The 13,787-nt window shown below is 36.7% G+C and carries 11 protein-coding genes; 7 read left to right on the top strand and 4 right to left on the bottom strand.

Annotated elements, in window-relative coordinates; all coding sequences use genetic code 11:
• The 3 genes from AC6BKE_RS19440 to AC6BKE_RS19430 form a co-directional block, all read right to left on the bottom strand.
• Complete coding sequence (locus AC6BKE_RS19440) at positions 1 to 339, bottom strand: DUF485 domain-containing protein (RefSeq protein ID WP_036125957.1); 339 nt, start codon at positions 337 to 339, stop codon at positions 1 to 3.
• 481 nt (positions 340 to 820) lie between these two features.
• Positions 821 to 2,374 (bottom strand): solute symporter family protein, encoded by a 1,554-nt coding sequence (locus AC6BKE_RS19435; protein WP_101966697.1) that lies wholly within the window; start codon positions 2,372 to 2,374, stop codon positions 821 to 823.
• Positions 2,375 to 2,710: a DUF485 domain-containing protein gene (locus AC6BKE_RS19430; RefSeq protein WP_058843543.1), complete on the bottom strand. Its 336-nt coding sequence runs from the start codon at positions 2,708 to 2,710 to the stop codon at positions 2,375 to 2,377.
• Positions 2,711 to 3,294: 584 nt separating this feature from the next.
• On the opposite strand from AC6BKE_RS19430, the gene AC6BKE_RS19425 reads away from it, so the two are divergent.
• From AC6BKE_RS19425 to AC6BKE_RS19415, 3 genes are all read left to right on the top strand, one after another.
• On the top strand, positions 3,295 to 3,891 hold the full coding sequence (locus tag AC6BKE_RS19425) for an SCO family protein (protein WP_271909944.1): 597 nt from the start codon (positions 3,295 to 3,297) through the stop codon (positions 3,889 to 3,891).
• A 173-nt stretch (positions 3,892 to 4,064) separates the two neighbouring features.
• Entirely contained in the window at positions 4,065 to 4,409 is a 345-nt protein-coding gene (locus tag AC6BKE_RS19420; protein ID WP_036126183.1) for an ArsR/SmtB family transcription factor, read from the top strand.
• A 31-nt stretch (positions 4,410 to 4,440) separates the two neighbouring features.
• Positions 4,441 to 5,439 (top strand): NADP-dependent oxidoreductase, encoded by a 999-nt coding sequence (locus tag AC6BKE_RS19415; RefSeq protein WP_036126185.1) that lies wholly within the window; start codon positions 4,441 to 4,443, stop codon positions 5,437 to 5,439.
• 379 nt (positions 5,440 to 5,818) lie between these two features.
• On the opposite strand, the gene AC6BKE_RS19410 is transcribed toward AC6BKE_RS19415, so the two are convergent.
• Complete coding sequence (locus tag AC6BKE_RS19410; RefSeq protein ID WP_036126188.1) at positions 5,819 to 6,400, bottom strand: TetR/AcrR family transcriptional regulator; 582 nt, start codon at positions 6,398 to 6,400, stop codon at positions 5,819 to 5,821.
• Positions 6,401 to 6,626: 226 nt separating this feature from the next.
• Between AC6BKE_RS19410 and AC6BKE_RS19405 the strand changes: the two genes are divergently transcribed.
• The 4 genes from AC6BKE_RS19405 (at position 6,627) to pdxR (ending at position 13,752) form a co-directional block, all read left to right on the top strand.
• Positions 6,627 to 9,740, top strand: a complete 3,114-nt coding sequence (locus AC6BKE_RS19405) for an MMPL family transporter (protein WP_499857744.1) — start codon at positions 6,627 to 6,629, stop codon at positions 9,738 to 9,740.
• A 421-nt stretch (positions 9,741 to 10,161) separates the two neighbouring features.
• Entirely contained in the window at positions 10,162 to 10,704 is a 543-nt protein-coding gene (locus AC6BKE_RS19400) for a pyridoxamine 5'-phosphate oxidase family protein (protein WP_058843546.1), read from the top strand.
• Between the two features lie 182 nt (positions 10,705 to 10,886).
• Positions 10,887 to 12,179: a glutamate-1-semialdehyde 2,1-aminomutase gene (gene hemL / locus AC6BKE_RS19395; RefSeq protein ID WP_499858327.1), complete on the top strand. Its 1,293-nt coding sequence runs from the start codon at positions 10,887 to 10,889 to the stop codon at positions 12,177 to 12,179.
• A 133-nt stretch (positions 12,180 to 12,312) separates the two neighbouring features.
• Positions 12,313 to 13,752 carry a MocR-like pyridoxine biosynthesis transcription factor PdxR gene (pdxR, locus tag AC6BKE_RS19390; RefSeq protein WP_089932825.1) on the top strand — a complete coding sequence of 480 codons (1,440 nt, stop codon included), beginning with the start codon at positions 12,313 to 12,315 and terminating at the stop codon, positions 13,750 to 13,752.
• Positions 13,753 to 13,787 lie beyond the last annotated feature (35 nt).

Raw genomic sequence — 13,787 nt, 5'->3', positions numbered from 1 at the left:
TCATCGGCGGCCACCTCCGTTTTCGTATTCAGCGATAATCGCTTTTGCTTCTCTATCAAAGTTGTTTGCCTTAGCTACATATAAATGACATAACCCCCATGTCATGATGAATAGCCCCGCTGCATAGATCCACACCCAAGTAATTTCCCCAAATGCCTTTTGATGTAGAATTGTCGTGTACGATGTCAGAATTGGTAACAACATGTATGCCAATAAAAATATGACAGTTATAGACCAAAGAAAAGAATTTTTTCTGCGTACAAGAGATTTAAATGATTCTTGGTTTGCAATTGCATCATAGTCAATCACGATACCTTTTTTTGCCTGATTGTTCGCCATTAACATTCCCCATTTTGTGTATATTTTTTCTACCTCAAGACTTGATTTTGCTAGTTTAGTGAATTCACATTTTCATTTTATGAAACAGTTCACAAAATTGCAATACATTTCAGAAAAATTATGCAAAAAAAATTTTTCAGAAAATAGTCCTGAGAGAGAAAAAATGGCACAAACTCAAGAATATAGGGGGTTTTAGAAAATTCAGATAAATAAATAAAGCAAAGGGAAATCTAGATTCTTGACAAAAATAGAAGGGTAAATTTACAAGAAAATCTTTTTTTTTCAATTAAAATTAAACACCATTTACCTAGTGGGAATTGGATTTTTTCTGTTTTTTGGAAGAGAAATAGTATTGTTCAATAAATAAATTAGTAGATATTGAATAACAAAAAAGGCGAAAAACTCGATGGAAAATCGAATTTTTTGCCTATTTTTTTGTATTTTTTGAATTAGAATTCATTATGCAAGAGGTGAATAAATATTAATGAGAAATATCAGAAACTGATACGCCTGTATTCGCTTTCACACGAATTTCTTGATAAATACGTTCAGCTTCTTCCTGTGGTACTTTGCTAGCTGTCAAAACTGTACCAAGGTACCCAGCAATAAAGCCTAATGGAATCGTAATAATCGCAGGAACAGCAAGTGGTACAAGCGGTTGACCAACAAAGATGGCTGCACCTTCAACGGGGCTCCAGACATTCGGTCCCATTGCGCCTAAAATTAAACAGGACACTAAACCCGTTACCATAGCTGTTACAGCTCCTGTGGAATTAAATTTCTTCCAATAGATTGTATAAAGGATCACAGGTAGGTTGGCTGAGGCACCGATACAAAAGGCAAAGGATACTAGGAACGAAACATTTAAGCTTTGGGCAAACAATGCAAGAATAATAGACACAATCGCAATCGAAATAGAGCCTGTACGTGCAGCTACAACCTGTTGCTTTTCAGTTAATTTCCCTCCTTTTATGATTTCTCCATAAATATCATGAGAAATAGCAGAAGCCCCCGTTAACACTAAGCCTGACACAACAGCTAAAATCGTCGCAAAGGCTACGGCGCCAATAAATGCCATCAAGACATCTCCGCCTAAATAATGCGCTAGAAGTGGGGCAGCCGTATTACCAGCCTTACTTTCAGCAAGAATTTGATCTAATCCAACAAAGTTTAGCGCACCGAACCCTAAGAAGATCGTTAGTGAGAAGAAAATAGCTGTAATCCAAGTTGTCCAAGAAATAGAAGAACGTGCTGTCTTGGCATCTTTTACGGTAAAGAAACGCATTAAAATATGTGGTAAACCTGATGTTCCTAAAACTAAAGCCATCATCATCGAAACGGAGTCGATTGTACTTGTGTATTTAATCCCAGGCACAAGGAATTCTTCCCCATGATCCATTGCAATTGTGTCAAACATTTTCATAAGAGAGAAATCAAATTTCATTAACACTAATACCGCTAATAGACCTGTCCCAAATAATAACAAGCTTGCTTTAATAATTTGTACCCATGAAGTTGCTGTCATGCCGCCGAACAATACATATGTTGTCATCATAACGCCGACAATTAACACAGCAATCCAATATTCAATTCCAAATAGTAGTTTAATTAATGCACCAGCACCTACAAGCTGTGCAATCATATAAAGAATTACAATAATAATCGTGCCTGATGCAGCCACGCCACGAATTCGTTTTTCATTAAAACGAGCCGTTAACATATCTGCTAATGTGTAACGCCCCAAATTACGCATAGGCTCAGCAATGACATAAAGAAGCACTAAATTTGCTACAACATAGCCAACAGAGAAGAAGAAACCATCAAAACCAGTTAAGGCAATCGCACCAGACACCCCAAGAAAGGCAGCTGCTGATAAATAGTCACCAGCAATCGCAAAGCCGTTTTGCCACCCTTTTAATCCACCACCGGCTGTGTAAAAATCAGCAGCCGAGGAAGTGCGTTTTGCTGCAATATAGGTAACGACAAGTGTTAATCCAACAATGGCTAAAAAGAAACCTACAGATACAATATTCATTTAGTTACCACCTTTCGCATGATACTCGGCTAGCACAGCCGCCGCAGCTTTATCGAATGAAGCAGCTTTTTTTACATATACTGTACAGAGCACAATGGTCATGATAAATAACCCTGCAGAATATACCCATACACCCGTAATATTTCCGAATAATTTTTGTTGTAGTACAGGTTGGAAGGCAAGGATCGGAAGCAAAATATAAAGAATTAGAAACACTGCTGTAATCGAGAAAAGAAAGGTATTTTTCTTTTTCACAAAGGTATTAAACGATTCCATTGCCTCAATTGCATGATAATCAATTGATTGAGCCTGTTTTTCACTAGAAACATTCGCCATTATTATTCCCCCTAAAGTTATATATTTCTGTTTTAAACGACATATTTCTTTTTCTTTCGTCGTTATATTCACTTATTTTATGGGGGATATTCTTATAATGCAATACTAAATTTTGAGTTTTTATAATTTTTAGTCAGTTTAGTTACGTAGAAATAACATAGAAATATTAAGTGTTTAATAGAATAAAATGGTATTAAAGAGAACGAGAATTTCGAGTGAAATAATATTATTGAAATAGTTTGTTGCTGATAAAGTTGAATGTAGGAGAAAATATATTCACAAAAGAGAATTTTCTGTATTTTATTATTCTTCTATTAAAACCCAGAGAAGTGTAAAAGGTAGAAATAGTTTGTTATATAACAACCGTTCTTTCTCTTGGGAAATAACGAAAATAATAAAAAAAAGCTTTCAAAAAAATTTTGAAAAGGATGTGTCATTTGGAAGATGTAGTGTAATGAAATACCAGAATCAGTTAATGTTCACATGTTATACAAATAGCAATCTGGGTGTAAGTCCATTATCTTGTATTTGGCTTCTAGAATGAATAAAATAAGATGATGAAATGAAGGGAAGTGGTACCGCAAATGAAAAAGAAAAGTATACTGCTCGTTTTAGTTCTAGCATTCAGCAGCATTTTAGCTGCTTGCGGAAGCTACAAATTTGAGCCAACTGTAAACATTGAGGTCCAAGATTTCAATGTAATGAATCAAAAAAGTGAACAAGTGAGCCTAGAAGATTTAAAAGGTAAGCCTTGGCTAGCAATGTTTATTTTTACAAACTGTACGACAATCTGTCCACCAATGACATTTAATATGACAGAGGTCCAGCAAGCACTACAGGATGAAGGCCTTGAGGATTATCAAATTGTCGCATTTAGTGTAGATCCAGAGGTGGATAAGCCTGAGGTATTAACGAACTATTTAAATACGTATAATGTTGTCGATGAAAGCAAATGGCAGCTATTAACGGGCTATCAACAAAAATTTATCGAACAATTTGCACGTAAATCATTCAATTCATTAGTCAAAAATGATCCAAACTCAGACCAAGTCATACATATGTCGAGCTATTATTTAGTGAACGCAGACGGCACAGTTGTAAAAGACTATGATGGCGCGACAAACGTACCAGTTGAAACTATTGTTGGAGATATGAAGGCACTCATTAAGGAAAGCAAATAACACAGAGGTCCATGTGACTTCTGTGTTTTTTTGTTGTCGAGAAAGAATTCACCTCCAAAGATTGGATTCGTCTCGATTTTCTTTCTCAATATTGCACAGAATAGCATTGTACTTTATGGTTGTATCCATAGGATGGTTCAATAACTTAAACTATTCAACTAATTAAAGGAGGGATTATTTACATGACTAAACAGGACCAACTACACACCATTAAAGAAAATTTTATCAACTGTCAAAAGGTACTATTGGCCATTGGTGATGAAACACGTCAATCTATTTTACTTGTGTTAATGGCTACGGATTGTCAAACAGGATTACGTGTAGGCGAAATCACAGAACAAACCCATCTGTCTAGACCTGCTGTGTCACATCACCTTAAAATTTTACGTGATGCCGGTGTTATTTTAATGCGTAAAGAAGGGACAAAAAACTTTTATTATATAGATATACGCACAAAATTAGGTTTACTAAAAACACTTGTTACGGATATTGAGACGCTATTAAAGGAATTTTATTGAGAATACGATAAGTTATTTGGAGGAATAAACGATGAAAGCAATGGTTATCAATCAATATGGCAAAGCCCCGATGCAGTTAGCAGAAATACCTACACCTGAAATTGGTGAATATGAGATACTTGCAGAAATTCATGCCGCTAGTATTAATCCTATTGATTTTAAAATACGCGATGGGAAAGTGAAGTTGTTAATACAATATAAAATGCCTCTAATCCTTGGAAATGATTTTTCGGGAGTTGTGGTAAAGGTTGGCACAAAAGTAACTCGTTTTAAAGTGGGCGATGAAATATATGCACGTCCACGTAAAAGTAAAATCGGTACTTTTGCCGAATTTATCGCAATACATGAAGATGATATAGCCCTAAAACCTAAAAACTTGAGCTTTGAGGAAGCTGCATCCATCCCTCTCGTTGGGTTAACTTCATATCAAGCATTACATGACATCATGCACTTACAAAAAGGACAAAAGATTTTAATTCATGCAGGGTCTGGTGGTGTAGGCACTTTTGCTATTCAACTGGCTAAAGTAATGGGTGCCACAGTAGCAACAACTGCTAGTGAAGCTGGTGCAAACTTAGTCACATCTCTTGGTGCAGACGAAGTGATCAATTACAAGACAGAGAAGTTTGAAGAAATATTGGGAAATTATGATGCCGTCTTTGATACACTTGGGGGTGAGACGCTTGAAAAATCTTTCGGGATCATCAAAAATGGAGGGAAAATTGTTTCTGTTTCTGGCATGCCAAATGCCCGTTTTGCTAAAGAAAATGATTCAGGATTTTTCAAAACCCTATTATTTTCAGCAGCAAGTTATAAACTGACTGCACTTGAAAAGAAGCATCATGCGCAATATTCCTTTTTATTTATGAAGCCAAGCGGTGATCAATTACGTATAATTGCGGACTATATTGAATCTGGTAAAATCAAACCCGTCATTGATCGAACTTTTACATTTGAAGAAGCTCAAAAAGCGATGGAATATGCTGAGTCTGGAAGGGCAAAGGGGAAGATAATTGTGAAAATCAAGTAGTCATCTAAGCTATCTTGGTTACTATTGATCTGAATTATTAAATGTATAGAGGGGTGTTTCCTTCTTATTTAATGGCCAATTTAACTAGTTTTCGGAGTGACCACGCTTAATATGAACATGGTGAAGGAAAATATAATGGTGTTGGCACATGCTTCCAAAAATGCCTATGCTAGAAAATGATATTTCGATCTTGATGATTCCTTCGTTGTTTTTTCGCTGAATTCACATTGAATATTTTGGCATAAATAGATTTTCCTCTTACAAGCTAAAATTCATTAAGCAATTTATGCAAGTGCTTATGGGCAAAAGCTAGCTGATGTATAGAGGTAAATATGAAAGAAGCTGTGATTGCAGCTTCTTTTTTGCAGTAAATAGCACTTTATTTGAACGTATAAGATTGTAGCCCTTGTATCATCATTCGACTGATGGACTTTGTGAGTTCTTCTAATGAACAATCGAATTTTCCTGCTAACCAATCTTGATACATCGACATTAGCCCACCTACTAAGAAATGGACACGTAATACAAATTCTTGACGTTCTTGACTGGGATGAATAGTTTCTTGAAAACTAATGATTTTCTCGATCAGAATGTCTTTTAATTTCACGACAAAGCAAGAGGCCCCTTGTACAAAGATTAACTTTCGGTAAAATTCAATATCTTGTTGTAAAAAGTCCACCATTTTTAAAAAGAAAGGCATCGGATTTTGAATGATTTCGACCGCTTTAAAATCATTCAGAAACTCTACCATTTTGCCCATTAGTTCATTTTCAATTTCCTCAATAACCGCCAAAATATCCGAGTAATGAGCATAGAATGTTCCTCTACTTACTTCAGCTCGTTCAACAATATTTTTTACGGTGATCTTTTCTAAATCCTTCTCCAGCACTAATTCTACAAATGCGTGCCTAATCATTTTTCTTGAGCGAATTGCGCTTTTGTATTCTGCTTTCCCACTCATTTTTTTGCACTCCTAAAATATTTTTCTAAAGTTGAACACATTGATATGTCAATGTTCAAAGTTGTACATATAGACGAAAATTGAACATTGTCCCGTTTTCTGAGGCTAAGTATACTTGATTTACGAATAAAAGTATACACTTGTATGATTTTATAATCGTTTATCTAGAGGCTAGCATTCTCTAGATAATTATTAATTTAGTAAAGTGAAAGTGAGAGAAATGATGATGAAGAAAATCATGAATTGGCGAGTAGCATCGTTCGTTTTATGGATAGTCATGGCAGTCCTTATGGTCGTGACGATGCCTAATTTAGATCAATTGGTTAGAGAAAAAGGGCAAATTACTATTCCCGAAAGTGCTCAAAGCAATATTGCAGAAGATCTGCTTAATCAAATGGATAATGACAGTGGGGAAAGGTATCAAATTATTGCTGTCTTCAATAGTGGGAATGATCAAGCATTAACAAAGGAACAAAAAGAAGAAGTAGGAAAAATCATTAAAGAATTAAAAAAAGAACAAACTCAGCTTGGTATGAAGGAGATTATGACTCATTTAGATAATGAGCAAACGAAAAAACAGCTCATTTCTGAAGATGGAACTACCATTCTAGCTCAGCTTTCTGTTGAGCAGAATAATAGAGAAATTTCTGAGATAACGAAGGAGCTTACTAAAATTATAGATAGTAAAAATGTAGATACCTATCTAACAGGAAACAGTCTGGTAATGGAAGATTTCGTTCAATCCACACAAGAGGGGATTAAGAAAACAGAAATAATAGCGATTATCTTTATTATCACTGTGCTCATTCTTGTTTTCCGATCACCAATAGTGCCATTCGTCTCTCTTTTATCGGTTGGAGTAGCTTACGTAGTGTCACTAGGAATCATTGCACACTTAGTAGATCAGTTTAATTACCCATTTTCGAATTTTACTCAAGTATTTTTAGTTGTTATTTTATTCGGTATCGGCACAGATTATAATATCTTACTCTTCACTCGATTTAAGGAAGAACTGGTGAAGCAGGAAGATCGTTGGAAAGCAGTGCGCAGCACATATAAAACAGCTGGAAAAACGGTTCTGTATAGTGCGCTTGCGGTGTTTATTGGATTTATGGCTCTTTATTTGGCGGAATTCGGGTTATACCGAGCAAGTTCAGCTGTAGCAATTGGCGTAGCTGTACTCTTATTGGTTTTATTGACCTTAAATCCTTTTTTTATGGCTTTACTGGGGAAAAAGATGTTCTGGCCAGCGAAAACTTTTACTGGTCATAATGACAGTAAAATCTGGGGATTTTTAGCGAGGCTATCTGTTTTAAGACCTTTCGTTGCACTAGTCTTTACAGCGATTTTGTGCGTTCCTTTTATCATGAATTCTAGTCATTCTCTAAGCTATAATGACTTGTTGGAAATCGATGATCGTTATGCTTCAAAGCAAGGGATTAATGTGATTGAAGCGCATTTCCCAGCAGGTTTTTCATCACCTACTACACTTGCCTTACAGTCAAATGAAGCACTGGATAATGCAAGATCATTACAAGCATTAGATGAAATAGCTGAAAAGATTTCGCAGATTGACGGTGTATCTAAAGTATTAACAGCTACACGACCAATTGGAGAAAAAATGGATGACCTATACATCACGGAGCAATCTAAACAAATAAAGAGTGGCTTAGGTGATGCGAATGAAGGTGTAGGTAGGATTAGTAATGGTTTGTCTTCAGCTGAGCAACAATTCCAACAAACAGATACAAATGCTGCTCAAAATGTTCAGGCATTAATTCAAGGAACAGATGAAATGACAAAAGGTGTTTCTAGTTTAGGGACTGCTATTGATCAATTAACAAACGGCGTAAGTGCAGGAGCAAATGGCGTCCAAGAACTAGAAAATGGTTTAGCTTCTGTAAAAGAAAATACGAACACTTTATCCATTTCGATGTCACAATTATTAAATGGTTATACGGAACTTGAAAAAGGTTTGTCCTCATTTAGTACGAATTTTACCAGCATTGGGCAAGGGATTGAAAGTGCAGAAAAAGGATATAGACAAATTGAAAGTGCAATGCATGCACTCGTACAGTCAAAACCAGAGTTAGCTAATGATATGAATGTACAAACAACGCTTAGCATTGCATCAACTGAAAGGCAGCAATTAGAGCAATTATCAGAGAAATTACACACAGTGACAGCTCAATTCGAAGGGGCCATGACATCATTTAGGGAAGTAAATGCTTCACTTGCCAAAGTGAACAGTAGCTTCTCCCAATTACAAGCAGGTGTGAATCAACTATATGAAGCATCTTCTAGCTTAACGCATGGTTTGCAATCTGCAGCAAAGGGGTCTAACCAAATCGCAAGCCAAGTACCCTCCCTTGAATCAGGATTAATGACGATTAACGAGGGACAAAAGCAACTGCAAACAGCACTAACGGATTTAGCTGATAAAATGGCAACCTTACAATCAGGATTATCAGCAAGCACAAAAGGTTTACAAGACGTCAGCACAGGTTTAACAGATGTGCAAGACTATTTAACAGGTCTTAGTGAATCAGAGGCTTCTGAAAAGTTATATATGCCAAAGGATGTTTTAGTGAGTGATGAGTTCCAAAAATCATTGAACATGTATATGTCCGATAATCGGAAAATAACTCAGATGGGCATTATTTTAGATGTGAATCCTTATTCAAAGGAAGCCATGATAATTGTTGACCAAATTGAGCAAGAGCTACAAGCGATCATTAAAAGTAGTGAGTTTCGTGATGCGAAGGTAGCAATCGGTGGAAGAACATCGCAAAATGTGGATCTTGAAGAAATTGCGAGTGGGGATTTCACTCGAACAGCAGCCATCATGCTAATAGGCATTGGTATCATTCTGATCATTATTACTCGTTCTTTCCTAAAACCAATTTTTATTTTAGCCTCTTTAATCATAACGTACTATACTGCCATAGGTATGAGTAGCATTATAAGCGCTAAATTTCTCAATATGAGTGAACTAGCGTGGAATGTACCATTCTTTAGTTTCATCATGATTGTTGCATTAGGAGTAGACTACAGTATCTTCTTGATGATGCGTTATAGAGAGCTGGAGGGGAATTCGACAAAAACTATTATCGATGCCACACGTCAAATTGGAGGTGTGGTGATATCAGCAGCGATCATTCTTGGAGGTACATTTGCGGCATTAATGCCTTCAGGTGTCATAACGCTTATTGAAATAGCCATAACGGTTATTCTAGGGCTTGTTCTACTTACTTTTGTCATGTTGCCAATTCTAATTCCTGCTTTGTTAAGCGGGGTGGGGCGAATTCGCAATATTGGAAGAAAGGAAAGGAAGCAATAGATAACTTATAAAAAACCATAGTTACACCAGAAAAAAAGCTGCCATTTCAGACAGCTTTTTTCTGGTGCTGACGGGGAAGGCAAGTGGAGACCTATTTAGTTAATTAAATGATAAAAAAGTGAAATAGAAAGCAAACTCCATTTCACTTTTTTGAATAAATAATTTTTCTTAGCATGCGATTGTAGTTCTAGAATTTTCTGTGAATTTCAATTGTATAATGGCAAAAGGACTGAGCATTATTTCACTCTCATTTCTTTTACACATAATAAAACTTTGAACTATACCAGCTAATAGTTAATCATAATTTTTAAAATTTAACGCTCCTCTGAAAATGGATTGCTTGATTGCTATAATTATGGACGTTTTTATTCAATCCAAAGGCTGATAAAATCACATCATACTACAAGTAGGAGTGATAACCATGGTTAAGGTACGTTACAAAGTAAGAGAAGTGTTGGACAAGAACAAAATAGATACATTTTTGCAGCAAGCTCGCATTGGGCATCTAGGTATGGTTGACGGTCATTTGCCATATGTTATCCCACTTAATTTTGTGTGGACAAATGGGGTGCTTTATTTCCATGGAGCCACTGGCGGGAGACGAAATCAAGTGATGGAAGAGAATCCAGAGGTCTGCTTTACAGTTTGCGAAGAATATGGAACGATTACTAATCCAGTACCCGCTAAAACGGACACCGCTTATATGAGTGTCATGGTTTTTGGTAAGGCTCAACCTATCGTCGATCTAAATGAAGCGACACATATGTTGCAAGAAATGATAAATAAATATGTACCTGGTTATTATAATCGTCCCTTATCCCAGCAACATGTGGACAAATATCGATCAGCTGTTTTCGGAGGGCCGGTTCAAGTTTACCGAATTGTTCCGCAACATATTACCGCGAAAGAAAATCCAATTGCACTAGGGGAAATGTTCAATATTGAAAAAATCCCACATACATAGTACTGGTTTTCAAAACTTGTTAAATCAAATCACTTTAAGCACCACTAATCCTAGTTATCTAGGGTTAGTGGTTTTTTAGTGTACCTACTTTATGGACTGTTAAAATTCGCATTTTTGGATGTTTTTTATCAATCCGTAATACGTTATGCTAAGATCGTTCAATAAGAAAGGCGGTTTTTAAAATAAATACGATGAAATCAATAGAAGCCTTTGAAATAGCAAAAAAGCTTATGCCTGGTGGCGTAAACAGCCCAGTAAGAGCATTTCAATCGGTTGGGATGAAGCCCATTTTTATTAGCCATGGGAAAGGCTCGAAAATCTATGATATTGATGGCAATAGCTATATAGATTATGTTCTTTCCTGGGGACCATTAATTCATGGACATGCAGATAAGGAGGTTTTAGGTGCACTTCTTGAAGCCATTCATAGTGGGACAAGTTTTGGATTGCCAACTTTACAAGAAAATAAGCTAGCTGAATTAATAACTACTCGTATTCCTTCCATAGAGAAGATTCGAATGGTTAACTCAGGTACAGAAGCGACAATGAGCGCCATTAGACTAGCTAGAGGCTTTACTGGCAAAAACATGATTGTGAAATTTGATGGAAACTATCATGGACACAGTGATCATCTATTAGTAAAGGCAGGTTCAGGAATTGCTACATTAGGCCTCCCTGATAGTCTAGGTGTACCTTTAGAAATAACTAAAAATACAATATCCATTCCCTATAACAATATCGAAGTCTTGAAGAAAATATTTGATAAATATGGCTCACAAATTGCAGCCGTTATAGTAGAACCATTTGCAGGCAATATGGGAGGAATACCAGCTAATCCTGAATTTCTTCAAGCGATACGCTCTTTCACTACAAAATATGGTGGGCTATTTATACTTGATGAGGTCATGACTGGCTTTCGGATAGATTATCATTCTGCTCAGGGGCTTTATAACATAAAACCAGACTTAACTTGTTTAGGTAAGATCATTGGTGGGGGGATGCCTGTTGGCGCATATGGTGGAAGAAAAGAGATTATGAATCAAATCGCTCCTGAAGGGAATATTTATCAGGCTGGAACCTTATCAGGTAATCCAATAGCGATGGTAGCGGGGTATACGACAATAAATAAATTAAATCTTAACAGTTACGAGTATATAGAAAAGTTATCTAATAGGCTTATTCAAGGCTTATCCAAAGTAGCTCATAACTATAATATTCCCCTTAAAACAACAAAAGCTGGGACAATGATTGGATACGCATTCATCGATCATCCTTTACAAGATTTTGATGATGCTCAAAAAATAGATTCCGAGATGTTTTGTCGTTTTTATAGGGAAATGCTTAAACAGGGTATACTTTTACCTCCGTCTCAATATGAAAGCATATTTATATCGACTGCCCATTCCATACATGATATTGATAGAACGATTCATGCTGCAGAAGTAGCATTTAAAAGAATAATAGCATTTGTTTAGATGAAGCAAAGTATACTAAAACCATCCTATTCCTATAAAATTATCGATTTGATAGTATAATAATGATTGATTGTACGAAACTATTAATTTTCACTTAATTTAACAATCTTTATTCTAATTGGAAGTGAATTGAATGTTAAAAGTTAACCGAGACGATAAAAATCCTATATGGCAGCAGTTACTTGACCAAGCTATTCATCATATTACAACAGGAAAATGGCCACCAGGGGAGTTGCTTCCTCCATCCCGAGAACTCGCCTTATTAGTAGGTGTTTCACGCTCAACTATACAAATTGTTTATGAGGAATTATTTAGTCGTGGATATACCGTGACAAATTGGCGTGGTGGAACAAGGGTAAGTGAATGGGGATATAAAAAGAACTCGTCAGAAGAGGTCATTCTTCAGGGACCATCTACGCCAGTATTACCTTTATTAAACGCGGCAGTTGATGAGTTAAACAGTTGGTTTAGAGGTAAAGCAAATCAAAACGTTGCAATCGATTTTTGCCCCCATGAGCCGTATTTGGACGAGCATTTCCGAAAAAAATGGAGACAATCTTTTTTACAGGCTTCAGCAGAAACAGACCTGACCAATTGGGGTTATGGCGATGCCTACGGTTTTACACCGCTACGTGAACAGATTCAACGTTACCTGACATTTGAAAGAGGTGTACATGTAGATATTGACCAAATCATCTTAACCTCTGGCGCACAGCATAGCATCGATCTGATTGCCCAAGCTCTTTTAAAGGAAGGAGAAACAGTTTCTGTTGAAGATCCTGGATTTCCTGCTGCCTGGATGACCATGAAATATCGGCGCATGAATGTTATTGCTGTGCCTGTTGACGAGTACGGAATACAAGTGGATTCTATTCATCCACAAACCAAGCTCGTTTTTGTTACACCTTCTCACCAATGTGCAGTTGGTGTCATTATGTCTGAGCCACGCCGACAACAATTGCTGCAAAAATCTGTGAAAGATCAATTTTGGATTGTAGAAGATGATTATGATGGTGAATTTAGGTATCGGGGTGGCCCGCTTCCTACCTTGTTTAGCCAACAACCCCAAAACACATTATATATGATGAGTTTTTCTAAAATGGTTGCTCCTGGCATACGAATTTCGGCTGTCATTGGTCCAAAAGATGCCATTCGCCAACTTGCGCAAGTACAACAATTAACTTATCGACATCTCCCAATTATGGAGCAATTAACACTTGCTCATTTTATTGAGCACGGTCATTTTATGCGTCACATGAGGAGAGCAAGAAATGTCTATCGACGTAGACATGAAGCTATGACGAAGGCAATCATAGCGTCAGGACTAGCGGAACGTTTCAAGCTAAGTGGCATTGAAACGGGCTTGCATATGCTTCTTGAAGCGGAAGAATCGTTTGATGAAGAAGCAATGACGAGCCTCGCACTCGAAAAGGGGATACGTGTTTATCCACTTAGTAAGTATTGCTTAGAAAATAATCGAAAAGGATGGGTACTCGGATTTGCTAAAATGGATGAGTTAGCAATTGAGGAAGGTATTTTTCGTCTCGCAAAAATCCTCTTGCAAGAAACGTAATCATTAGCGGGTCATAAAGGAAATTATTATAGAAA

Source organism: Lysinibacillus sp. COL-1, assembly GCF_059814265.1.
The sequence above is the reverse complement of the archived record's forward strand: the minus strand, read 5'-3'. Positions and strand labels throughout refer to the sequence as shown.

Excerpts from the sequence above, each read along its gene's own strand:
- AC6BKE_RS19440 (WP_036125957.1), bottom strand. The coding sequence starts at position 339 with ATGGCGAACAATCAGGCAAAAAAAGGTATCGTGATTGACTATGATGCA.
- AC6BKE_RS19435 (WP_101966697.1), bottom strand. The coding sequence starts at position 2,374 with ATGAATATTGTATCTGTAGGTTTCTTTTTAGCCATTGTTGGATTAACA.
- AC6BKE_RS19430 (WP_058843543.1), bottom strand. The coding sequence starts at position 2,710 with ATGGCGAATGTTTCTAGTGAAAAACAGGCTCAATCAATTGATTATCAT.
- AC6BKE_RS19425 (WP_271909944.1), top strand. The coding sequence starts at position 3,295 with ATGAAAAAGAAAAGTATACTGCTCGTTTTAGTTCTAGCATTCAGCAGC.
- AC6BKE_RS19415 (WP_036126185.1), top strand. The coding sequence starts at position 4,441 with ATGAAAGCAATGGTTATCAATCAATATGGCAAAGCCCCGATGCAGTTA.
- AC6BKE_RS19410 (WP_036126188.1), bottom strand. The coding sequence starts at position 6,400 with ATGAGTGGGAAAGCAGAATACAAAAGCGCAATTCGCTCAAGAAAAATG.
- AC6BKE_RS19405 (WP_499857744.1), top strand. The coding sequence starts at position 6,627 with ATGAAGAAAATCATGAATTGGCGAGTAGCATCGTTCGTTTTATGGATA.
- AC6BKE_RS19400 (WP_058843546.1), top strand. The coding sequence starts at position 10,162 with ATGGTTAAGGTACGTTACAAAGTAAGAGAAGTGTTGGACAAGAACAAA.
- pdxR (WP_089932825.1), top strand. The coding sequence starts at position 12,313 with ATGTTAAAAGTTAACCGAGACGATAAAAATCCTATATGGCAGCAGTTA.